At 63.7% G+C, this 21682-nt stretch carries 15 protein-coding genes; 8 read left to right on the top strand and 7 right to left on the bottom strand.

Features of this window, described 5'->3' with window-relative positions; all coding sequences use genetic code 11:
- The first annotated feature begins 307 nt into the window (after positions 1 to 307).
- The gene (locus LJF34_RS20205; protein WP_231187231.1) at positions 308 to 904 is read left to right on the top strand and encodes a right-handed parallel beta-helix repeat-containing protein; all 597 of its coding nucleotides are present in this window, start codon (positions 308 to 310) and stop codon (positions 902 to 904) included.
- Position 905: 1 nt separating this feature from the next.
- On the opposite strand, the gene LJF34_RS20200 is transcribed toward LJF34_RS20205, so the two are convergent.
- A complete protein-coding gene (locus tag LJF34_RS20200; protein ID WP_231187230.1) occupies positions 906 to 2102 on the bottom strand; it encodes a glycoside hydrolase in 1197 nt (398 codons plus the stop codon).
- Between the two features lie 156 nt (positions 2103 to 2258).
- Here LJF34_RS20200 and LJF34_RS20195 point away from each other — a divergent pair, with 156 nt between their 5' ends.
- The 5 genes from LJF34_RS20195 (at position 2259) to LJF34_RS20175 (ending at position 8079) form a co-directional block, all read left to right on the top strand.
- Positions 2259 to 4646, top strand: a complete 2388-nt coding sequence (locus LJF34_RS20195) for a cation:proton antiporter (RefSeq protein ID WP_231187229.1) — start codon at positions 2259 to 2261, stop codon at positions 4644 to 4646.
- Positions 4647 to 4691: 45 nt separating this feature from the next.
- Positions 4692 to 5300 (top strand): TetR/AcrR family transcriptional regulator, encoded by a 609-nt coding sequence (locus LJF34_RS20190; RefSeq protein WP_231187228.1) that lies wholly within the window; start codon positions 4692 to 4694, stop codon positions 5298 to 5300.
- Positions 5301 to 5447: 147 nt separating this feature from the next.
- Complete coding sequence (locus tag LJF34_RS20185; protein WP_231187227.1) at positions 5448 to 6428, top strand: ABC transporter ATP-binding protein; 981 nt, start codon at positions 5448 to 5450, stop codon at positions 6426 to 6428.
- Positions 6428 to 7201, top strand: a complete 774-nt coding sequence (locus LJF34_RS20180; protein ID WP_231187226.1) for an ABC transporter permease — start codon at positions 6428 to 6430, stop codon at positions 7199 to 7201. The genes LJF34_RS20185 and LJF34_RS20180 overlap by 1 nt, the downstream gene beginning before the upstream one ends.
- Positions 7202 to 7305: 104 nt before the next feature.
- Positions 7306 to 8079: a cytochrome bc complex cytochrome b subunit gene (locus LJF34_RS20175; RefSeq protein WP_231187225.1), complete on the top strand. Its 774-nt coding sequence runs from the start codon at positions 7306 to 7308 to the stop codon at positions 8077 to 8079.
- 30 nt (positions 8080 to 8109) lie between these two features.
- Here the strand turns inward: LJF34_RS20175 and LJF34_RS20170 are convergent, their stop codons facing one another.
- From LJF34_RS20170 to LJF34_RS20150, 5 genes are all read right to left on the bottom strand, one after another.
- The gene (locus LJF34_RS20170; RefSeq protein WP_231187224.1) at positions 8110 to 8820 is read right to left on the bottom strand and encodes an aspartate/glutamate racemase family protein; all 711 of its coding nucleotides are present in this window, start codon (positions 8818 to 8820) and stop codon (positions 8110 to 8112) included.
- 37 nt (positions 8821 to 8857) lie between these two features.
- Entirely contained in the window at positions 8858 to 10486 is a 1629-nt protein-coding gene (locus LJF34_RS20165; protein ID WP_231187222.1) for a hydantoinase B/oxoprolinase family protein, read from the bottom strand.
- Positions 10483 to 12486, bottom strand: coding sequence for a hydantoinase/oxoprolinase family protein (locus LJF34_RS20160; RefSeq protein ID WP_231187220.1), 2004 nt, complete (start codon positions 12484 to 12486; stop codon positions 10483 to 10485). Before LJF34_RS20160 ends, LJF34_RS20165 begins: the two co-directional genes overlap by 4 nt.
- A complete protein-coding gene (locus LJF34_RS20155) occupies positions 12487 to 13704 on the bottom strand; it encodes an Nramp family divalent metal transporter (RefSeq protein ID WP_231187218.1) in 1218 nt (405 codons plus the stop codon). It abuts the gene before it with no gap.
- Between the two features lie 114 nt (positions 13705 to 13818).
- Positions 13819 to 14370, bottom strand: coding sequence for a ribbon-helix-helix protein, CopG family (locus tag LJF34_RS20150; RefSeq protein WP_231187216.1), 552 nt, complete (start codon positions 14368 to 14370; stop codon positions 13819 to 13821).
- 323 nt (positions 14371 to 14693) lie between these two features.
- Here LJF34_RS20150 and LJF34_RS20145 point away from each other — a divergent pair, with 323 nt between their 5' ends.
- A complete protein-coding gene (locus LJF34_RS20145) occupies positions 14694 to 17714 on the top strand; it encodes a glycosyl hydrolase (RefSeq protein WP_231187213.1) in 3021 nt (1006 codons plus the stop codon).
- A 79-nt stretch (positions 17715 to 17793) separates the two neighbouring features.
- On the opposite strand, the gene LJF34_RS20140 is transcribed toward LJF34_RS20145, so the two are convergent.
- Positions 17794 to 19338 carry an oligosaccharide flippase family protein gene (locus LJF34_RS20140; protein WP_231187211.1) on the bottom strand — a complete coding sequence of 515 codons (1545 nt, stop codon included), beginning with the start codon at positions 19336 to 19338 and terminating at the stop codon, positions 17794 to 17796.
- A 195-nt stretch (positions 19339 to 19533) separates the two neighbouring features.
- On the opposite strand from LJF34_RS20140, the gene LJF34_RS20135 reads away from it, so the two are divergent.
- Positions 19534 to 21576, top strand: coding sequence for a copper-translocating P-type ATPase (locus tag LJF34_RS20135; RefSeq protein WP_231187209.1), 2043 nt, complete (start codon positions 19534 to 19536; stop codon positions 21574 to 21576).
- Positions 21577 to 21682: the final 106 nt, after the last annotated feature.

Raw genomic sequence — 21682 nt, 5'->3', positions numbered from 1 at the left:
GTCAGTACTGGAGTGCGCGAGCCTCTGGGAAATTCGATTCGCCGCCTCCCACTCATACTTACAGTCATCAACCCTCACAGAGTAGCGGCTCTGTGGGGGTTTTTGTATTTTATTCGGACGCCGAGAGGCATCGCTCGACGAATCGGTCGATGACAGGTCATCGGTAATGCGCCGTTACTATGCATGTCCCGCATACTATCAAAAATGAATAAGTTAACGACGGAGAGGGATGACGATTTCGTGGGCCATTCACTTTTAATAATCTGTCGTGAGAAGGGTGGATATAGGAATGGTCTCCATCGATTCTATGAATCGGAAACTCCTCATCGTTGCTCCGTTGGTTCTGTTAGTCGTGGTTGCTTTCGCCATCAATTTCGTGGATCTTCCATTGGGTGGCAACCACGAAACCGAATCCACCCCGCCGAAACCGGTGAAACACTGTCAAACGATTTCGAAGCCGGGGAACTATGTTTTGAAGGGTGATTTCGGAGGGGCGACCGGACTAACCGGCAGTTGTATCGTGATCAACGCGAGCCACGTGACGTTAAACGGGTCGGGACACTCCATCGAAGGGAGAGGTGTAACGGATACGACGGGACTGCTCGTCGATAACGCCAGCGGCGTCTCCGACGTGACGATTCACTCGGTTCGGGTGGCACGCTGGAACCGCGCCATTCACGTCTCGAACGCGTCGTCGGTGACGGTTCGAAACGTGAGCGCCGTTCGGAGTACGGAGGGAATCACGGTGTGGAACAGCAGTAACGTGACTATCGAACACTCTCGGGCGGCACGGAACCTGTTCGGTATCCTCGTCGACAATCGAAGCGAGAACGTGGATTATTCGACGCTCCACTATCAGGGGAATCAGCTCAATAGCACGCGAGGGCGCGGACAGCTGTCCTGAGTCATTCGGGTTGTTCTTCGCCCGGCGCTCGTTTCTTCCGTTTTTTGATCACGTCGGCCCAGTCGGGGTACTCCTTGCGTTCGGTGCCGTCGAAGTCGGGGTCCCCCGACATGGCCTTGATGCTTCGAGCGTCCTCCAAATCCCAGACTGCGCCGTCCTCGTGGAAGAGGCCGTTGAGGACGCCGTTTCGGCGCATGTACAGCGAGAACGCGGGTTTGAGCATGAGCGACCAGAAGAAGTTCCCGATTCCGGACGTGCGGATGGTCGGTGCGAGCGAGGAGTAGTCGGGGACGGCCGCGTTGCCGGAAACGTCGGCGAAAAACCCCTTCCCGGGGCGAATCCGTTGCCACTCCGAGAGCCACACCGGCTTATCGAGTTTCTCTTGGAGGTTGTTCGCCTGTCGGAGGACGCGGTTGTACAGCGCCGGACTGCGCGCGAAGTTGTAGTGGAACTGGAGGATGTCCATTCCCCAGTCGAGATACTGAGCGTTGTTCGCCAGACTGGTAGACCCCACGGAGAGAGGGATTTCTCCGCGATAGTGGGTCATGGTGTCGACGATCTGTTTGAAGAATCGGATGTCCTTGTTGTTCCATCCGGGTTCGTTCGTCAGTTCGATGGCGAGGAGACGTTCGTCGTCGCGGTACTCCCGCATGACCGAGACGATGAAATCGCGCGGGTCGTCCCACAGGGATTTGTTCGCCATCGTCCGGGTGGACGGCGAAAACGATTGAACGGCGGTTTTCACGTCGTCGTGGACGAGGTTCTCGAAGGTGGGTTCGAGTCCGACGCTGTCGAACAGACCGAGGAGAACGCGAATTCCGTTCCTATCGGCGGTGTCCAACAGGTGTTCGAGCGACTCCATGTGGTCTTCGGGTTCGACGAGCCAGTATTCGTAACTAAGCCATATTCGAATGGCGTTCAGGTTGATGCTCGCCGCGTAGCCCAAATCGCGTTCGATGATGTCCGGGTCGTAATCGTGCCACATCTGGTAGCGATTGAAGGCACGTGCGGGGATGTAAATCGCGCCGCGAACGTCCACGGGAGCGTCGGTTTCCGGTGGGAGGTTTAATTCTCGTCGTCTCTCGGTTTGTGCGTCGTGACCGACGGTGCGGACGCTACCGGCACCCGCGGTACTGGAGAGTCCGATGGTTGTACCGATGCCAGCGAGAAACTGGCGGCGACCAACTCGTCTGCGCATACTCTTCATCCGCTTTCGAGGGACAACAATCTGTTCCCTGACGGCTAGCTACGAGAGCGATGCTGACATGTCTTCGAAGTCTCCCTTTTTCAGATATTCATGCGGTACCATCTCGGCCGAAACTATTTGCCGTGGCCCGTTGAACGGGCGTAACGAATGGGGATTGCTGGTATTTCGGCCGAAGCGAGCGGCGGGTTCGTCACGTGGGTCGGTTCGAACGGTGGCGTTCTGCCGCCGTTAAGTGGAGAGGAACTCCTCTTTTTCTTCGGGCAACTGTTCGTCCTGTTGGTGACCGCGCGTGCGCTCGGCGAACTGGCTCGCGCGTTCGAGTTTCCATCGGTTCTCGGGGAACTGCTCGCGGGTATCGTCCTCGGGCCGTCGATACTCGGAAACGTCGCACCGTCGGTCTTTCTCACCGTCTTTCCGCCCGCTCCCATACAGTACCACCTCCTCGAAGCCGTCTCGTGGCTGGGGTTGGTGATGCTGTTGGTCATCACCGGGTTCGAGACGGACCTCGACCTCATCGCCAGTCGCGCCGGTCGCGCGGGTGCGATAGCCAGCACGAGCATCGTCGTTCCCTTCGCGTTCGGGTTCGCCATCGCGTGGGTTCTCCCGAGCGCTTTTCTCGCGGACGGAGGCCGACTCGTGTTCAGCCTCTTTATCGCAACCGCCCTCAGCATTTCCGCGATTCCGGTTATCGCGAAAATCCTCCTCGATTTGGACGTCATCGACCGCGAGATAAGCCAGTTGACCATCGCGGCGGGGATGATAAACGACACCGTCGGTTGGATTCTCCTCGCGGTCGTCGCGGGACTCGCACGTCAGAGCGGGGGGCAAGCGGTCGAGACGGCGGGAATCACGACCCTCTTTCTCCTCGCGTTTCTCGCGCTCTCGTTTACCGTGGGTCGGTGGTTCGTCTCACGGTCGCTTCGATGGGTCGATATGGCCTTCGACGGCGACCTCGCGCTCGTTACGGCGGTGACCATCCTGGCGCTCGGTGCCGGAACGCTCACGCACGCGCTCGGTTTGGAAGCGGTCCTCGGCGCGTTCGTCGTCGGCATCCTCGTCGGACAGGTCAAACGGTTCGACCAGGCGGCGCGACACACCTTCGAGGTGTTCACGCTCGGCATCCTCGCGCCGATATTCTTCGCCACCGCCGGCCTTCGCGTCGACGTGACGACGCTTTCGACCCCCGGCACGCTCCTCGTCGCGGGTGCCGTCCTGCTGGTCGCCATCGCGGGAAAGTTCATCGGCGCGTTCCTCGGTGCGAGGGGAAGCGGGCTGTCGAACTGGGAGGGAATCGCCATCGGTGCCGGGTTGAACGCCCGAGGCGCGCTCGAAATCATCGTCGCGACCATCGGCGTCAGCGTCGGCGTCCTGACGGGGACGACGTACACCATCATCGTCGTCGTCGCCATCGTCACTTCGCTCCTCGCCCCGCCGGTTCTCCGTGTTGCGCTCGGCCATATCGAACCCTCAGAGGCGGAACGACGACGCTCGACGCGACGCGAGCGCGAAGCGAGAAGCTTTCTCGGGTCGATTTCGCGCGTCCTCCTCCCCACCCGATGTAGCCGCGATGCGCAGCTTGCAGCACAACTCCTCGGCCACGTCGCCCGGAACCGGGAAATGGACGTCACGACGATGTACGTGACCGAAGGCAAAGACACCGCTTCCAGCGCGTCGCTCGTGGCTCGCGCCCGCTCGAGACTCCTACCCGAAACGTCCCGATCGAGGGAAAACGACGCGGACGAAATCGACGCTGGCGCGAAATCGACCGCTGCGGAGGGGTGTCTCTCCGCGATGGACCGGCAGCTGTCGCTTCCGAGCGATAGGACGGGGCGTCGTACCGTCCCGATTCGGGGATCGGCGAGCGAAACGGTCATCGAGGAACTCCGTCGCGGCTACGACCTGCTCGCGGTCGGTGCGAACTTCGGCGACGACGGTTCGCCCGCTTCCCCCCGAGACGACGGGATGACCCCGCCGCTGTTCGAGACGGGCATCGACCGCGTGTTACAGCGGACGACCGCACCGGTCCTCGCCGTGAGCGCGAACGGTATCCGGGACGAGGGCGTCCGGGATGAGGGCGGCACCGTGGAAAATCAGCCGCTCGACCCGGTTCCGATTCGGCGAATTCTCGTTCCGACCGTCGGGACGGAGTACAGCCGTCACGCCGCCGAAATGGCCTTCGCCATCGCGGCCGATTCGAACGCTCTCGTCGAAATCGTTCACGTCGTCGACGTGGGTCGGCTCCGGGAGTTGTTCGTCGGCGAGGCGGACCTCTCCGAATCGGTTCGGCTCGGCGCGGAAATCGTGGACAGGGAGGCGACGCTTGGCCGACAACTCGGGGCGTCGGTCCTGACGGACGTCCTCGTGAGCGAACAACCCACCCGTGCCATCGTGGATAAGGCGGTGGAGGGCGGTGCCGATTTGGTCGTTCTCGGAAGCGGGTTGCGACCGCTGTCCCGGCGCGCCTTTCTCGGGCATCGCGCCGAGTACGTGTTGAAAAACGCCCCGTGTCCGGTCGCCGTCGTGAGTTCTCGCTAACGCGTCGAAGCCAGTGTTTTCAACGCCCCCCGACTACTGGAGAGTATGTCCGACGCGCGACGTGACGTCCCCCCCAGTCACGAGGAGATCATGTGGGCGACACACGATGCCCTGTGTAAACACGGCTATGCGAACCTCACGATGCGAAACATCGCCGCCGAGTGTTCGAAGAGCCATTCGCTGTTGACCTATCACTACGATACGAAGGAGAACCTCATCGCGGCGTATCTGGAGTTCCTCGTCGAGCAGTTCGACGAGGGCGGCGACCTCATCGACGGTGACGACCCGATGGAGCGCCTCGAACGGTTTCTCGACTTCTTCACCGTCGGGTCGGACGTGTACAGCGAGGAGTTGGCGGTCGCGTTCTTCGAACTCGGCAACGCCGCGCTCCGCGACGAGGGATTCCGCGAGACGCTTCGAACGCACGAGGCGGGGAACCTTCGGATTTTGACGGACATCGTCGAGCGGGGACAGGAGGCGGGTCGCTTCCGGGGGGATATCGACGCCGACGACGTGGCAAAGCTGCTCGTTTCGACCCTCGCGGGCGCGGGCCAGTTGGAGATGGCTGCCGGGATGACCGGGATTTCGGCCGACGTTAGGGAACTGGTGCGCACCGAACTGCTCCCCGAACTCCTCTTTGCGGACGACGCGTAGCGCCACCTCCCAACGCACGCTCTCCCATCGTTCTCGATACCAAACAGTTATGAACTAACCAACTGTACAGCCACCTGCACTAACCATGTGTACAGTCACTTCGACGCGCGTGCTTCGAGTCGTAAAATCGACAGCGTGGGGGCCGAGATGACGTCGGGACGGTCGCCCGCCGTCTCGGTTCGAAACCTCACGAAGACGTACGACGACGTCCCGGTACTCGACGGCGTAAGCTTCGACGTCGAGCGCGGGTCGGTGGTCGGTCTGCTCGGCCCAAACGGTGCCGGGAAGACGACCTGCATACACTCGATTCTCGGCCTCGTTCGACCGACCTCGGGGTCGGTTCGGGTGGCGGGCATCGACGTCGCCGAAAGTCCGAGGGCCGCGTACGAACACGTCGGCGCGACGCTGGAGGGTGCGCGGAACGTCTACTGGCGGTTGACCGTCCGGGAGAACGTGGAGTTCTTCGCCCACCTCGCCGGTCACGACCCCGCCGAACTCCGCGAGCGCCACGACCGACTGTTGGAAGGGTTCGGACTCGCGGACCGCGCGGACGAACTGGTGAACGACCTCTCCCGCGGGATGAAGGGAAAGGTAGCGTTGGCCTGCACGCTTTCGCGGGACGTCGACGTCGCGTTTCTCGACGAACCGACGCTCGGATTGGACGTCGAGAGTTCGCTCGAACTGCGCCGCGAACTCCGCCGCCTCGCCGAACGCGAGTCGATAACGGTGGTCGTCAGCAGTCACGACATGGACGTCATCGAGGACCTCTGCGACCGAGTCGTGGTGCTGAACGACGGACGAATCGTCGCCGACGAGGACGTCGAAGCCTTCGTCTCCCTCTTCGAGGGGCGAACCTATCGGATCGCCGTCGAAGGGAGAATCCCCGAATCGGCCAAAGCGCGATTGGTCGAATCGTTCGACGCGAGCGAATGGTCCTCGGTTCCCGACGGCACGCGGTTCGACGTGACGCCGGCGGACGGCGAACTGAACGCCGTCCTCGTCGAACTGGTCGAGGCCGGAATCCCGGTTCGGTCCATCGAAACGACCGACCCGACGCTCGAAGACGCCTTCGTCGCACTCGTCGAAGACGGTGAAACGGCGGGAGGGACGACGGAGGTGAGCGCCTGATGTCGTCGTTCCGTCGACTGTTCTCGGGCGTCGTTCGCAAACGACTGCTCCTCCTTCGTCGCTATCCGGTGAACACGGGGTCGGAACTGCTGGGTCTGTACGTCTTCTTCGCCGTCGTCGTCTTCGGCGGCCACGCCGTCGCCGCGCCGACGATAACCGACACGCTCCCCGGAATCATCGTCGGCTTCTTTCTGTTTTCGATGGCGTACGTCGCCTACTCGGGGCTGTCGTGGGACGTGATGCACGAAGCACAGTGGGGGACGCTCGAACAGCTCGCCGTCTCCCCGTACGGTCTCAGTCGGGTGATGGTTGCGAAGGTCGCCGCCGACCTCCTCGTGAGCGTCCTGTACGGGGGCATCCTCCTCTCCATGATGCTCGTGACGACGGGAAAGAAGTTGTCCATCGACCTCCTTACGGTCGTTCCATTGGTGACTCTCTCGCTCCTCTCCATCGTTGGCGTCGGATTCTCGTTCGCCGGACTGGCGCTCCTCTACAAACGGATCGAGAACGTGTTGTTGCTCGCCGAGTTTGCGTTGGTCCCGCTCGTCGCGGCACCGGTCGGTGCCGTTCCGGCCCTGAAACTCCTCCCGCTGGTCGAGGGAACGTATCTGCTTCGTCGGGCGATGAGCCACGGGATTCGACTCTGGGAGTTCCCGCTCGCCGACCTCGGGTTACTGTTGCTGACCGCGGTCAGTTATCTCGCCCTCGGTTATCTGGTCTTCCGCGCCTGTGTTCGTCGCGCCCGACGGGACGGACTGTTCGGGCAGTACTGACCCACGACGACACCACCGTTCTCCCTCGGTTTGGTTTTCCGCGACATTCATGCTCACACGGCGCTCTATCTCTAGTGCGAAACCGCGGTATGGGGGTGAGGGAAATGGATAGCGATAGCAAGACAGAAAAAGCGGTTGACGATGTACGCACGGACGGCACCGGTATCGTCTCGCCGGACGACGAGACGCCGACGTGGCTCGAACGCAAACAGCGCACGCAGGGGCTCTCCCGACTGACCTACGAGTATTTCGAACGGTCCCGACTGGAGGACCAGACGCTCCGCGAAGAATCCAGCTACGTCGAGCGCGACGTGTTGGCGTTTCCGACGTGGCCCCATGAGATGATTCGAAACCTCTCCATCGTGAGCTTCTTCGTCGGGATGATTCTGCTCCTCTCGGCGGCGTTGCCGCCGCATCTGGATGCCCCGGCGGACCCGAGCACGACGCCCTTCATCATCCTTCCCGATTGGTACCTGTACTGGTCGTTCGGTCTCCTGAAACTCGAACCCTTGAACCCGGAACTCGCCATCCTCGGCGGCGAGAAACTCATGGAGGACAGGACGTTCGGCGTGATCGCCAACGTCGTCCTCGTGGGTTTCATCGCCATCGTTCCGTTCCTCAACAAGGGGAGTGCCCGACGGCCCGTCGAACAACCGTTCTGGGCGGCGCTCGGCGTGGCGGGCGTCGTCTTCGCCGTCATGATCAGCGCCTACTCGATACAGAACCTCATCCCGATCAGCACGCCGCTGCTCTTCGACCTCACGATGTTCCTGCCGTTCATCGCCGCGCTCATCACGTACTCCGTCCTTCGCGCGATGCGGGAGGGGTACATGTTCAGTCTCAATCGGCGCTACTACCGGCTTCGACCGCCGCGATAACGTGGCGGCGATGGACGTGATTCGAGGTTTTCAGCGTTCTCCCACGCTCCCCGGAACGTTCGCGGGAACTCCTACCCGTCCGAGCGCGTCCCACAACGTCGCTTGATTGCTCGTCACGACCGGGACCCCGAGGTCGGATTCGAGGGCGTCGATGGCGGGAAGCGTGCGATAGTTCGTACACGAGACGAACACGGCGTCCACCGCATCGGGGTTCGGGACTGCCCTTCGAACCTGCCGATAGGCGTCTTCCGGGGACAACGACCCGATACCCGTGTTCGCTTCGATACCTCGACCGTGGAGCGCTACCACATCGAACCCTTCGTCGCGCAGGTACGACTCCTCCCTTTCGTTCAGTTCGTCGGTGTACGGCGTCACGACCGCGATTCGTTCGGCGTCGAGGGCCGATAGCGCCCGTTTGACCGATAGCGCCGTCGCCACCGCGGGGACACCTGCCGTCTCGGACAGCGAGGTTTCGAGTTCCGTGTCGAATCCCGGTCCGTGAAGCAGGCTCCCGGTCGTGCAGGCGTAGGCGACGACGTCCACGTTCGCGTGGGCCAATCGCTCCGCGCAGTCCACCGCGTCGTCGGCCATCGCGTCCAACTCGTCGACCGTGACCGATTCGAGCGGCATTCTGGCGGTGTGGACGCTCACGCCGTCCGGGACGGCCCTTCCGAACTCGGCTTCGACGGTCGTGTTCGAGGACGGAACGACGACGCCGAGTCTGGCGCGCCACCCGAACATCAGGGACACCTCGCTCGCGTCGGTTCGACGAACGGTTTCATTCGTCCCACTCCATCTTGCCGTCCTCGCGGTCGATTTCGATGTCGTCCGGGTCGCGTTCCGCCGCCGGGCCGTGACCGCCGCCGCCCGGCGTCAGCACGGTGATGGTCGTCCCGGCGGCCACGTCGCGGGTCGTCTTCGCCGGAACGCGTTCCCCGTCGATTTCGTTCTCCCCGCACCGACCGTCCCCGCCGCCGGCGATACCGCGTGGTGCGACTCGCCGCCGCTCGGTGAGGAGCGAGACGGTGGCGTCGGTTTCGACCGTGACGGAGCGGACGACGCCGAGGCCGCCGCGGAACCGTCCGCGTCCGCCGCTGTTCTCGCGCAGTCCGTACTCCTCAACGAACAGCGGGTACTCGGCTTCGAGCGATTCGACGGGCGTGTTCAGGGTGTTGGTCATCCCGACCTGCACCCCGTCCATCCCGTCCTTCGTCGGCCGCCCGCCGAACCCGCCGGCGATGGTCTCGTAGTAGGTGAAGCCGTCCGCGCCGCCGTCCCGACTCCCGATGGTGAGGTTGTTCATCGTCCCCTGTCCGCCGGCGGGCACGCGGTCCGGGACCGCCTCCGCCAGCGCGGCGAACACGACGTCCGTCACCCGCTGGCTGGTTTCGACGTTGCCGCCCACGACGGCCGCCGGTGGTCGGGGATTCAACAGCGACCCGTCGGGGACCGACACGGAAATCGGGTCGTAGCACCCCCGATTCGGCGGTATCTCGGGGTCCGTCACGCATCGAATCACGAAGTACACGGCGCTCTTCGCCACGGCGAACGGCGCGTTGACGTTCCCCGGCACTTGCGGTGCGGTTCCCGCGAAGTCCACGGAAATCCCCTCGTCGTCTATCGTCACCGCGACTTCGATGGGAATCTCCTCGTCGGTGATGCCGTCTCCTTCCAGCACGTCGCGGGCGCTGTAGGTCCCGTTCGGCAACTCGGCGATTTCAGTGAGGAGTCGGTCGCGCGAGTAAGAAATCACCGCGTCGAAAGCCGAGACGACGCGGTTTCGCCCGTGTTCGCCCACGAGGTCACGGAGTCGTTCCTCGCTTCGTTCGTTCGCCGCGATTTGGGCGCGGATGTCGGCCCGGCGTTCGCCGGGGTTCCTGACGTTGGCGAGCAGGAGGCTCATCACGTCCTCGTTCACGTCGCCGCGCTTCACGAGACGAACCGGCGGCAGGCGAATCCCCTCTTGATAGATTTCCCGTGCCCCTGCGGGCATGCTTCCGGGCGTCATCCCGCCCACGTCGGCGTGGTGCGCGCGCGAAACGGCGTATCCGAGGATTTCGTCCTCGACCGTAACCGGCGACACCATCGTCACGTCCGGGAGGTGCGTTCCGCCCTCGAACGGGTCGTTCAGGACGAACACGTCGCCCGGTTCCGGGTCGTAGTCGAGCACCGTGTTCACCGCTTCGGGCATCGCGCCGAGGTGAACCGGGATGTGTTCCGCCTGCGCGACGAGGCGGCCCTCGGCGTCGAAGAGGGCGGTCGAACAGTCCCGTCGCTCCTTGATGTTCGGGGAGTACGACGAGGTGATGAGCACCTGTCCCATCTCTTCGGCGACGCCCTCGAACTGGTTGCGCATGATTTCGAGCGTCACGGCGTCGATGGTTGAGTTCGATTCGTCTCCGCTCATTGTCCGTCCCTCCCGAGGAGCAACGTCCCGTCCGAGTTGACCGTCCCCGACCATCCCGGCGGAACCACCACCGTACTCTCGTTCTGTTCGAGGATGCACGGCCCGCCCACGGAATCCGATTCTCCGAGGCCCGTTCGGTCGAAGACCGGCGTTTCGTGGAATCCGTCGTCGAAGAACGCCTCGCGGCGTCCCTTTTCGGCGTCGCCCGTCGTCCGATACCTGACCGACGGCGAATCGCGGGCGACGACGGACGTCACCCGAACGTTCACGAGTTCGATGGGGTCGTCCATGACGTAGCCGTACGCGCTCTCGTGGGCGTCCCGGAACCGTTCCGCGACGCGCACAGCGTCGAACTCGTCGTCCACCGGAACCGTGAGTTCGAAGCTCTGTCCCACGAACCGAAGGTCGGCGGCCCGTTGAACCTCCGCCGCGTCCGGGTCCGCCACGTCCGACAGCACCTCCTCCGTGAGGTCGTCGTAGGTCGATTCCACGTCGCCGAGCGACACGTCCGCGAGCGGGCTCCTGAGGGTCCGAACCGAATCGTGTTTCTCGTCGGCGGCGAGCAGGCCATAGGCCGACAGCACGCCGCAGGCGTGCGGGATCACGAGCGAGTCCATGTCGAGGCTCTCGGCGACGGCGGCGGCGTGCATCGGTCCCGCCCCGCCGAAGGCGACGAGGCCGAACCCGCGCGGGTCGTGCCCCCGTTCGACCGTGACGGCGCGAATCGCCCGCGCCATGTTCGCGTTCGCGACCCGGAAGACGCCCCGAGCGGCCGCGAGGGCGTCGTCCAACCCGGCCTCGTCGGCCAACCGCGACAGCGCGTCGTGGGCCGCCTCCTCGTCGAGTTCGAGTTCGCCGCCGAGCGCCGAACTCCCCCCGATGTAGCCGAGGACGACGTTCGCGTCCGTCACCGTCGGCTCCGTCCCGCCGCGTCCGTAGCAGGCGGGACCGGGGTTCGCACCGGCCGAGCGCGGCCCGACGCGGAGGGCGTTTCCGGCGTCCACCCACGCTATCGACCCGCCGCCCGCGCCGACGGTGTTCACGTCCACCATCGGCGTCTTGATGGGTCGGCCGTTGATTTCCGCGTCCGTCGTCCGCTCGACTTCGCCGTCCCGGACGAGGCTCACGTCGCTCGACGTGCCGCCCATGTCGAAGGTGACGAGGCCGTCGACGTCCCCTCCCCCGGCGGTTTCCGCCGCACCGACGACGCCCGCCGCCGGCCCGGACATCGTGGTCGTGACCGCGTGTTCGCGAACCGTCTTCGCCGACGCGATGCCGCCGTTGGCCTGCATGATTCGCGGTTCGGGCACGCCGCGTTCCCCGGCGCGCTCCTCCAACCGACCGATGTAGGCGTCGATGGCCGGGGTCACGTAGGCGTCCACGGCCGTCGTGGAGGTCCGTTCGTACTCGCGGAACTCCGCGAGAACCTCGTGGGAGGCCGAAACCGGCACGTCGAGTTCGTCGCGGAGTACGGTGGCGACCCGTCGTTCGTTCTCCGGGTGCTGATAGGCGTGGAGGAGGCTGACGGCGACGCTTTCGGCACCGCAGTCGCGGATTTCCTCGGCCACGGCGCGCACCTCGTCCTCGTCGGGTTCGGTTAGCACCCCGTCAACCGTCGTGCGCTCCGCGACTTCGAACCGTCGTCGTCGCGGGACGAGCGGCGCGGGTTTGTCCACAGCCACGTCGTAGAGGTCGGGACGGGCCTGTCGCCCGATTTCGAGGACGTCGCGGAAGCCTTCCGTCGTCACGAGCGCCGTCTTTGCGCCGTCCTCTTCGAGGAGGGCGTTCACGGAGACGGTCATCGCGTGGGTGAACGCGTCCACGTCCGTCGGATCTATTTCAGCTTCGTTGCACGCCTTTTCGATGCCCCGCACGACGCCGACGCTCTGGTCGTCCGTGCTGGGGACCTTTGCCGTCACGAGTTCGTCGTCCGGAAGGAGGAGGACCACGTCGGTGAACGTCCCGCCGACGTCGACGCCGACGCGCGTTGACCCGTCCATTCAGAAGACCCCCAAGTCCTGTCCGACGGTGTAGAGCGCGCGGACGCCGAGCCAAACCACGACGAGCGTCACCGCGATACCGAGGACGTTCTCCGTCGTGTCGTTGACGTAGTCCCCGAGGATGTCCCTGTCGTTCATGATGTAGATGAGGAAGAGCGCGACGATAGGCAACAGGATTCCGTTCGCGACCTGCGCGAAGACGATTGCCTGCACCGGTTCGTAGCCGGACGCCGAGAACACCACGCCGATGAGGAGGATGCTTCCCCAGACCGCGCGGAATCGCGGGGACTTGAGGTCGGTGTCCCACCCGAACGCTCCCGCCGTGGCGTACGCGCCCGCGAGCGGTGCGGTGGTCGCGCTAGTGAACCCCGCCGCGAAGAGCCCGATGCTGAACAGCACCGTGGCGTAGGGTCCGGCGAGCGGCTCGATTTGCTCGGCCATCCGGCTCACGTTGTCGATTTCCGTTCCGACGGGGAACGCCGCGGCCGCGGTGACGAGGATGGCAATGGTGATGAGGCCGCCGATGATGATCGAAAGTATCGTGTCGGCGCGCGACTCCGGCAACTCGTCCGGCCCGGCCCACCGCTCTTGGACGCTCCCGGCGTGCAGGAACAGGTTGTAGCCGACGACGGTCGTTCCGATGAGTCCCGTGATGAGGAACGTCGAGCCCTCGGGAACGCTCGGGACGAATCCCATCGCGAGCGCGCCGAGGTCGGGACCGATGACGATGGCGTCGATGAGGAACGAAATCGCCATGATTCCGACGAGCGCGACGAGGGCCTTCTCGATGAGTTTGTAGCGACCCGTCCAGAGGAGCGCGGCCGCACAGAGGCCCATGACCGGCCCCCAAATCTGTGCGCTGATTCCGGTGATACCCTCCAAACCGGCAGCCCCGCCGAGGATGTTCCCCGTCTCGTAGGCCGCCGTCCCGATGCCGATGGCGCTCACCACGAGCGCGATGCTGAAATACGACACTACCTGACTGTCGAACTGTTCGCGCAATGCTTCGCCGAGTCCGTGGCGGGAGACGACACCGAGGCGGGCGCTCATCTCCTGCAGGACGATGGTGGCGATTATCGAGAACACGATGGTCCAAACGAGGGCGTATCCGAACTCCGCGCCCGTCACGCTGGCCGTCGTGACCGTTCCGGGTCCGATGAAGGCCGCCGCGACCATCGCGCCGGGACCGATGGATCGTAGTCTGTCTATAATGTTCATGGTCGTTCTCGTGCTATGTCGTCACAACCCATAGTTCGAACTTAAAACCCCGCTAAGAACGGTGTGTATCGAAGTCGTACGGGGTATGAAAAGGTGTGAACGGATACGACGCGTTCATCCGTCGGCCCGAACTTCCGTCATGAGCACCTTCGAGACGCCCTCCTCCAGTTCGAGTTCGAACGGCAGTCCGGCGGCGCTCCGTTCGACGAACCGCGTCATGAACCACTTGACCGATTCGGTGGGGAACACGACGTGGTACGTGTCGCCGTGCGTTTCGCGGACGGTCAGAAAGCCGCAGAACGAGAGCCAATCGAGGAGTTCGCCGAGTGTATCGAAGCGGTGTTCGTACTCGCGGGCGTGGTACCTCGACACTTGGTCCGCCAGTTCGAGGAAATCCGGGTCGGGGTCCCCGGTTTCGTCTTCGACGTAGTCGAGGAAGCAGTGGAGAAAGTCCACGTCGAGCAGGACGTGTTCGCCGCTGGATAGCATCCGATGGTACGCTTCGAGGTTCGTCCCCGCCTCCGCCGTCGCGGCGTCGTAGTTCGCGGCGTAGAAGACGAGCGCCCGTCTCACGAGTTCGCTCTGGGGTTTCTCGGTTTCCCCCACCAGTTCGTCCAAGGAACCCTGTGCCTCGTCGTCGAGCGACACCGTTATGCGGTTCGTCATGAGGGATCATACTGAACGAGCGCATTTATGGTTTCGTTCGATTCGACGTTTCACGACCGACAGTTCCGTAACCGTTCGTCGGAAATTTTGGAAAACCTTCCACGCACGCCCCGCGTCGAATCGTCATTTTTGTTCTCGATTTCCCGTCCGGGGGTATCTCCCGACGATATCCGTCGATAGATCCGGTGCCACCGGGTACACGGTCTCGTGTATCGACCGGGATATTTTGCAGAGTTGATGGGTAGGGAAATAATTTTATCCATTGATGTAGTAAATAATTTTTATCGCAGTATTCAAGAAATAACTGCGATCAGGATGCACGTATGAACGACCCTACCAGAGAAACGGACGACAGGCGGAAGCACCCGCACGACTCGAACGAACCGAACGACTCGAACGAATCCGACATTTCGAACCAGCACAACGACTCCTTCTCGCTGTCTCGACGAACGTACTTCAAAGCGTTCGGGGCCGCCGGGTTGGCCGGTTCGGCGATTCCAACGCCGGTACTGGCGGCGAGCGACATCCACGGCGTCGGCAACGGCAGTTACGCCGGTACGAAACCGTCGGGTGAGGACGGACCTCCAGCGACGCTGTACACCACCGGGAACGTCGCGGCCCCGATTCCCTCCAACGACTGGTGGTCGTCGGCGCTGGTAACCGGCTATTCGAACAACCTCTTTTTCCACCCCGGGTACGCGTTGGCGAACGACTCCGGTCTCGACGTCGGCCATCCGACGACGTGGAACTATCCCAACGAGGACGCGAAGATGAACGTCCAGCGCGACTTCACGCTGGGTCACACCGCGGGCACGTTCGCGGACACGCGGGTCGACGGCCACAGCGATTGGTCGGTGACGCTCAAATGGGGCACGGGGACGGCCGCGACCCTCACAGCGTCGCTGACGAAGGGGTCTCCGTTCGTCTTCTGTGAGTACGAGGGGGGCGGTGCCGAACTCGGATTCCCGTCGGCTCCGACCGTTTGGGCCGACCGCGGGAACGTCCTCGGCCTGACCCACGACGGCAAACACTACGGCCTGTTCGCGCCATCGGGCGACGACTGGTCCGGCGTCGGGTCGGCGACGCTGACCAACGCCCTGTCGGGAGGTTACCTGTCGGTCGCTATCCTTCCGGACGGCACGACTTCGACGCTCGACGCGTTCGAGCGGTATGCCTACAACTTCGTCATGGACACCGGCGCGGGCGACGCGACCCGTGTTTCCCCCACGTACGACCGGTCCGCTGGCGAAATCCGAACGACCTACTCCTTCGCCACCGACAACAAACCGGAGAGCCAAGTCGGCGGGAACGCGACCATCACGGGGCTGTATCCGCATCACCACAAGTACACCGACGATGCGCTGTCGAGCTACACCTACGAGTGCCCCCGCGGCACGATGAAGACGCTGAGCGGGTCGGCGTTCACGACGACCCATCCATTCCGCGGCGTGCTCCCGTTTCTCCCCGACGAGGGGACGTACGACAGGTCGGAACTGGCGAGTTACGTCGACGACGTGTCGGCCAGCCTCGGCGGCAGCGACACCTACTCGACCGGGAAGGAGTTCGGACGGGCGGCGGAGGCCGCACCGATAGCGAACCAAGTCGGGAACACGAGCAAACGGGACGCGCTCCACGACGCCATCCGGTCGCGATTGGAAAACTGGCTGACCGCGGGAAGCGGCGAGAGCGGTACCCTCTTTTACTACGACGACGGGTGGGGAACGCTCATCGGCTACCCCGACTCGTACGGGTCGGCCAGCGGCATGAACGACCACCACTTCCACTACGGCTACTTCGTTCGCGGTGCCGCCGAGACCGTCCGAAACGACGAGTCGTGGGGCGACGACGGAAACTGGGGCGGGATGGTGGACCTCATCGTCCGCGACTACGCGAACTGGGAGCGGCCGAACCGGGCCAACCCACAGGAACCCGCGACGAACCCGGCCGACTCGTTCCCCTTCCTGCGGAACTTCAGTCCCTTCACCGGCCACTCGTGGGCGTCCGGCACCGCGGAGTTCGCTGGTGGAAACGACCAAGAATCGTCTTCCGAGGCCATCAACGCCTACGGCGCGATGGTCCAGTGGGCGGTGTACACGGGGAACGACGAGATGTTGAACTGGGCGGCGTATCTCTACACCCACGAGGTGATTTCGGCCATGGAGTACTGGTTCGACGTTGACGATCAAAATCAGCCCGAGGGCTGGAGCCACGACACCGCGGGCATCGTCTGGGGCGTCAAGTACTCCTACGCGACGTGGTTCAACGGGGACGCCGAGGCGATTCACGGCATCAACTACCTGCCGTTCGGCGGCCACTCGCTGTATCTGGGGTGGGACTCCCAGTTGGCCGAGCGAAACTACTCCGAGGCGGTGGAAAACGACGACAACGGCGGCGACTGGAACCTCTGGCCCGACATCATGTGGAACTACCGCGTGTTCTCGAACCCATCGGACGCAAAGAGCATGTTCCAAGCGAAGAAAAGCTCCTACTCGCCGGAGGCGGGCGAGACGAAAGCCCGAACCTACCATTGGATTTACAACATCGACGGGATGGGGAACCCCGACCCGTCCGTGACCGCGGACTATCCGCTGGCGTACGTCTTCGACGACGGGACGGGGAAGACCTACGTCGCCTACAACGGGGAGAGTTCGGCAATTACTGTGAGTTTCTCGGACGGAACGTCGTTGTCCGTCCCCGCCAACTCGATGGCGACGAGCACCGGCGGGAACGATGACGGTGGCGATTCGTCCGACACGACGGCACCGACGGTGCCGTCGAACCTCTCGTCGCCGGGCCACACAGGGTCGTCCGTCGACCTCGACTGGAGCGCCGCGAGCGACACCGGCGGGTCCGGGCTGGATCACTACGTCGTTTACGTGGACGGTTCGCGGAGCCAGAACGTATCCGCGGGAAGCACGTCCACCACGGTTTCCGGCCTCTCGGGCGGAACGACGTACGATTTCTCCGTGACGGCCGTAGACGGTGCGGGTAACGAGTCGGGTGCCTCCGACACGGTCAGCGTCACGACGAACTCGTCGGGCGGCGATTTCAGTCAGAACGTCACCCGAATCGACGGGTCGGATAGCGATACGACCACCGACGAACTCTCCTTCGAATTCGTCTCGAACGTCGGTTCGAACTGGGTCGACCTCCACTACACGGTCAACGGGAGCACGCAGTACAACTACCGAATGAACAACCCGAACGGCGACACGCACACGCTCACAACGACACCGGATTACGTCGTCGGCGACTTCTCGTCCGGGGACGTCATCGACTACTACTTCACCTACGAGAACGGCGGCACCGGCAACGACACGGGAGGCTTCAGCATCACGTACTGACGAGCACGAACGTGGACTCCCGCGAACGGTCGAGCGCGCCTGTGGCGCGCGTTCGGAACTGCCGTCGAGGTACGCACACTCAACTCGGGATGTTTTCGGTCACGAACTCGCGGTCTTCCTGTTCGATACCGAGCAGATACAGTGAGCCTCCGAAGACGGCGAGGCCGACGAGTCCCCCGACCGCGCCCTGCACGAGTGCGGCGATACCCGGGGACCCGATTCCGGCCACGTAGCCCGCGAGAACGGACTTCGTGGCGAGCATGGCGATGGCCGTCGCCGCCCCCGCGATGAGCGGTTTGACGTACTTTCGGGAGTACGGGAACAGGCCGACGGTGTACCACACCTCCACGACGCGGAGGACGTTGATGGCCACGATGACCGTCGCGGTGGCGAGCGCCGCCCCGATGAGGCCGTACTCCCGGATGAACAGGTAGTTGAGGACGACGTTACAGATGCCCAGCAGCCACTGGTTCGCGACCGTCAGGTAGTGGTTGTCGGTCATCATGAGCACGTATCCCGACGGGCCGACGCTCGCGTTGGCGAGTTGCGCGACGACGAACAACAACAGGACGCCCACCCCCTGTTGGGCGAACGAATCGCTGAACAGGACCAGCAACTCGCGGGCGTAGATGGCGGCCCCGATGGCCGGGAACAACCCCATCGTGAACGTCCACCGGGTCACGCGGCGGAACAACGCCTCCAAATCGTCCATCTCGCCGTCGTTGTACAGCCGGGACGCGATGGACGGAAACAGTTGATTGAACCCGCTCAGCGGCAGGAGGAGGATGCCGCCGAGCACCGTGGCGATCTTGTAAATCCCGACGGCGTCCTTCGTGGTGATGTACGCTCCCGCGAGAAAGCCCACCATCAGCAGGTCGACCTTGTTTGCGAGGACCTGTCCGGCGTGATTGAGCGTCAGCGGGAGCGAGAAGTCGTAAAACTCGACGAGTTCCTCGCGCGACGCGCCGCGGAACGTCGGCGTGATGTCTGCCCGCGTCATCACCAACCACACGGCGAGACAGAAGGTGATACACGTGGCGACCACCGTCGCGGCGACCGTTCCGAACAGCGCGGCACCGAGGAGAAGCGCGATACCGACGGCGACGACGCGAGCGAACGGAATCAGGACGTTGCGAATGGCGACCTGATATTCGGGGATTTCGACGCTCTTGAACAGGCTTCCGAAACAACTCATCAACGTGTCGAGCGGGAGCAGGAGCGCGAACAGACGCACGACGTTCGTGAAGTACGGTTGATACGCCGGGTCCACGAACTGCGTCAGCCACGGTGCGAGGAGATAGATGAGTATCCCGATGGCGACGCCCGCGACCAGCGACGTGAGATAGGATAACCCCAGCATGCGCTGGCGTTTCCCCGGGTCGTCCTCGTACATCGGGACGAACTTCATGATGGCCTGATTCGTCCCGAGATTGGTGAACACCTGCGCGAAGGTCAGGATGACCAACCCGAGCGTGTAGACGCTGAACAGCACGCCGCCGAGTCCGCGAACCAGAATCCAGTTCAGCAGGAATCGGAAGACGTTGTCGAGGCCCTTTCCGGCCATGAAAAAGGAGGCACCTCGGGAGACCGATTTGAGCGACGAGTCGGAGGAGTTGCCTGCCATTCTGAGGGTAAGGCTATATGATTCGTCCCGATTATCTCTTCCGCTTTCGTTGCTGTCGGACGCTCTACCTGTCGAAAACGGTATTAAAAGTAAACGGTACACCGGCGCGAAGTGCAGATGCTCGATCACTCGCCTTCCCGCCCATCGGACAAGTTGATGCTCCGCTCCGTCGTACCCCCTTTGGGGTGGGAACGAATGTCACACATCGAGGAACGCCGTATCGAGGAGCGACCGCCTCCCGAAGAACGTCACCGCGCGCACGTGGACCACCGCGGCCACGAAGCCGTCTTCCGACGTCGATTTTGGGTCTGTCTCGTCCTGTCGGTACCGGTCCTCTACTTCAGCCCGTTCGTACAGGAGTCGCTCGGATACGTCGCGCTTCGATTCCCGGGGAGCGAGTCGATAACCCCGCTGCTCGCCGTCGTCGTCTTCGTGTACGGCGGGTCCCCGTTCCTCTCGATGGCGCGGGTGGAGTTCGAGAACCGCCAACCGGCGATGATGATGCTCGTCTCGCTCGCCATCACCGTGGCGTTCGTCTACAGCATCGCGGCGGCGTTCTTCCTGCCCGGGACGACGGGATTCTTCTGGGAACTCGTGACGCTGATCGACATCATGCTGCTCGGCCACTGGTTGGAGATGCGGAGCGTTCGCCAGGCCTCCGGCGCGCTGGACGAGTTGGCCCGTCTCATGCCGGACACGGCGGAGCGAATCGCGAGCGACGGCGAGACGGAGGAGGTACCGGTCGCCGAGTTGGACACCGCGGACCGCGTGCTGGTTCGCCCCGGAGCGAGCATTCCCGCGGACGGCGTGGTCGAACGGGGAGAGTCGTCGGCGAACGAGTCGATGATAACCGGCGAATCGCGGCCGGTGGGCAAGCGCCCCGACGACGAGGTCATCGCCGGGACCGTCAACAGCGGCGACGGAAGCCTTCGAATTCGGGTGGACGCGACGGGCGACGAGACGGCCCTCGCGGGCATCATGCGACTCGTCGAGGAGGCACAGGGGAGCAAATCCAGAACGCAACTGCTCGCCGACCGGGCGGCGGGGTGGCTCTTTTACGTCGCGCTTTCGGTCGCCGCCGTCACTGGAATCGCGTGGTTTCTCGCCACCGGTTTCGGCCTCGACGTGGTCGAACGGGTCGTCACGGTGCTCGTCATCGCCTGCCCGCACGCGCTGGGATTGGCGGTGCCGCTCGTCGTCGCCATCAACACCTCGATGGCCGCGAACGACGGCGTCCTCGTCCGCGACCGCATCGCCATGGAGGACGCGAGAACGCTCGATACGGTCGTCTTCGACAAGACGGGGACGCTGACGGAGGGCGAACAGGGCGTCGTCGCCGTCGAAACCGTCGAGGGGTGGACCGAGGACCGGGCGACGGCGGTTGCGGCGGCCGTCGAAGCCGATTCCGAACATCCCATCGCACAGGCGATTCGACGCCACGCACGCGACGAAGACGTTTCGCCCCCAACTGCGAGCGCGTTCGAGAACAGCAAGGGGCGCGGCGTCCGCGCAACCGTCGAGGACCGTGAAACGCTCGTCGGCGGGTCGAACCTCCTCGAACTGGTCGATGCGGACCTCCCGTCCGACCTCGTCGATTTCGAGCGAACCGCCGGGGAGAACGGACAAACTGTCGTCTACCTCGTCTCGGAGGGGCGCGTCGTCGCCGGGTTCGCGCTGGCCGACGTGGTTCGGGACGAGAGCAGACGCGCCGTCGACGCGCTTCACGGGATGGGTATCGAAGTCGCCATGCTGACCGGCGACAGCGAGGCCGTCGCCCGGGCCGTCTCGGAGGAGTTGGGCATCGACACGTACTTCGCCGAGGTGCTGCCCGACGAGAAGGACGAGCGCATCACGGACCTCCGGGAGGAGGGAAAGCGGGTGGCGATGGTCGGCGACGGCGTGAACGACGCACCTGCACTGACACGCGCCACCGTCGGCATCGCCATCGGGAGCGGCACCGACGTCGCCATCGAGTCGGCGGACATCGTCCTCGTGGAGAACGACCCGCTCGACGTGGTGAAACTGATCCGACTCAGCCGCGCGAGCTATCGAAAGATGCAGGAAAACCTCGTGTGGGCGACCGGATACAACGTCTTCGCGCTCCCGCTCGCGGCGGGGATCCTCGCACCGTTCGGAATCCTCCTCTCGCCGGCGATCGGTGCCGTGTTCATGTCCGCCAGCACGGTCATCGTCGCCATCAACGCCCAGCGGTTGCGACGGGTGGATTTGACGGTTTGACGGTGACGGATCGCGTTCGAAAACGCCTCCCGCCCCGGAAAAACCGGACAGATTGGCCCCACATCCGCCCGTTTAACCGCCCGCAGAACGTTGGTCGAATCACGCA

This window comes from Haladaptatus sp. DYF46 (genome assembly GCF_021083305.1).
Taxonomy (GTDB): domain Archaea; phylum Halobacteriota; class Halobacteria; order Halobacteriales; family Haladaptataceae; genus Haladaptatus.
Note: the sequence above shows the minus strand (reverse complement) of the source record. Positions and strands in the feature narration are given on the sequence as shown.

Excerpts from the sequence above, each read along its gene's own strand:
- LJF34_RS20140 (WP_231187211.1), bottom strand. The coding sequence starts at position 19,338 with ATGGCAGGCAACTCCTCCGACTCGTCGCTCAAATCGGTCTCCCGAGGT.
- LJF34_RS20200 (WP_231187230.1), bottom strand. The coding sequence starts at position 2,102 with ATGCGCAGACGAGTTGGTCGCCGCCAGTTTCTCGCTGGCATCGGTACA.
- LJF34_RS20190 (WP_231187228.1), top strand. The coding sequence starts at position 4,692 with ATGTCCGACGCGCGACGTGACGTCCCCCCCAGTCACGAGGAGATCATG.
- LJF34_RS20145 (WP_231187213.1), top strand. The coding sequence starts at position 14,694 with ATGAACGACCCTACCAGAGAAACGGACGACAGGCGGAAGCACCCGCAC.
- LJF34_RS20175 (WP_231187225.1), top strand. The coding sequence starts at position 7,306 with ATGGATAGCGATAGCAAGACAGAAAAAGCGGTTGACGATGTACGCACG.
- LJF34_RS20150 (WP_231187216.1), bottom strand. The coding sequence starts at position 14,370 with ATGACGAACCGCATAACGGTGTCGCTCGACGACGAGGCACAGGGTTCC.
- LJF34_RS20185 (WP_231187227.1), top strand. The coding sequence starts at position 5,448 with ATGACGTCGGGACGGTCGCCCGCCGTCTCGGTTCGAAACCTCACGAAG.
- LJF34_RS20155 (WP_231187218.1), bottom strand. The coding sequence starts at position 13,704 with ATGAACATTATAGACAGACTACGATCCATCGGTCCCGGCGCGATGGTC.
- LJF34_RS20165 (WP_231187222.1), bottom strand. The coding sequence starts at position 10,486 with ATGAGCGGAGACGAATCGAACTCAACCATCGACGCCGTGACGCTCGAA.
- LJF34_RS20170 (WP_231187224.1), bottom strand. The coding sequence starts at position 8,820 with ATGTTCGGGTGGCGCGCCAGACTCGGCGTCGTCGTTCCGTCCTCGAAC.
- LJF34_RS20160 (WP_231187220.1), bottom strand. The coding sequence starts at position 12,486 with ATGGACGGGTCAACGCGCGTCGGCGTCGACGTCGGCGGGACGTTCACC.
- LJF34_RS20180 (WP_231187226.1), top strand. The coding sequence starts at position 6,428 with ATGTCGTCGTTCCGTCGACTGTTCTCGGGCGTCGTTCGCAAACGACTG.
- LJF34_RS20205 (WP_231187231.1), top strand. The coding sequence starts at position 308 with ATGAATCGGAAACTCCTCATCGTTGCTCCGTTGGTTCTGTTAGTCGTG.
- LJF34_RS20135 (WP_231187209.1), top strand. The coding sequence starts at position 19,534 with ATGTCACACATCGAGGAACGCCGTATCGAGGAGCGACCGCCTCCCGAA.
- LJF34_RS20195 (WP_231187229.1), top strand. The coding sequence starts at position 2,259 with ATGGGGATTGCTGGTATTTCGGCCGAAGCGAGCGGCGGGTTCGTCACG.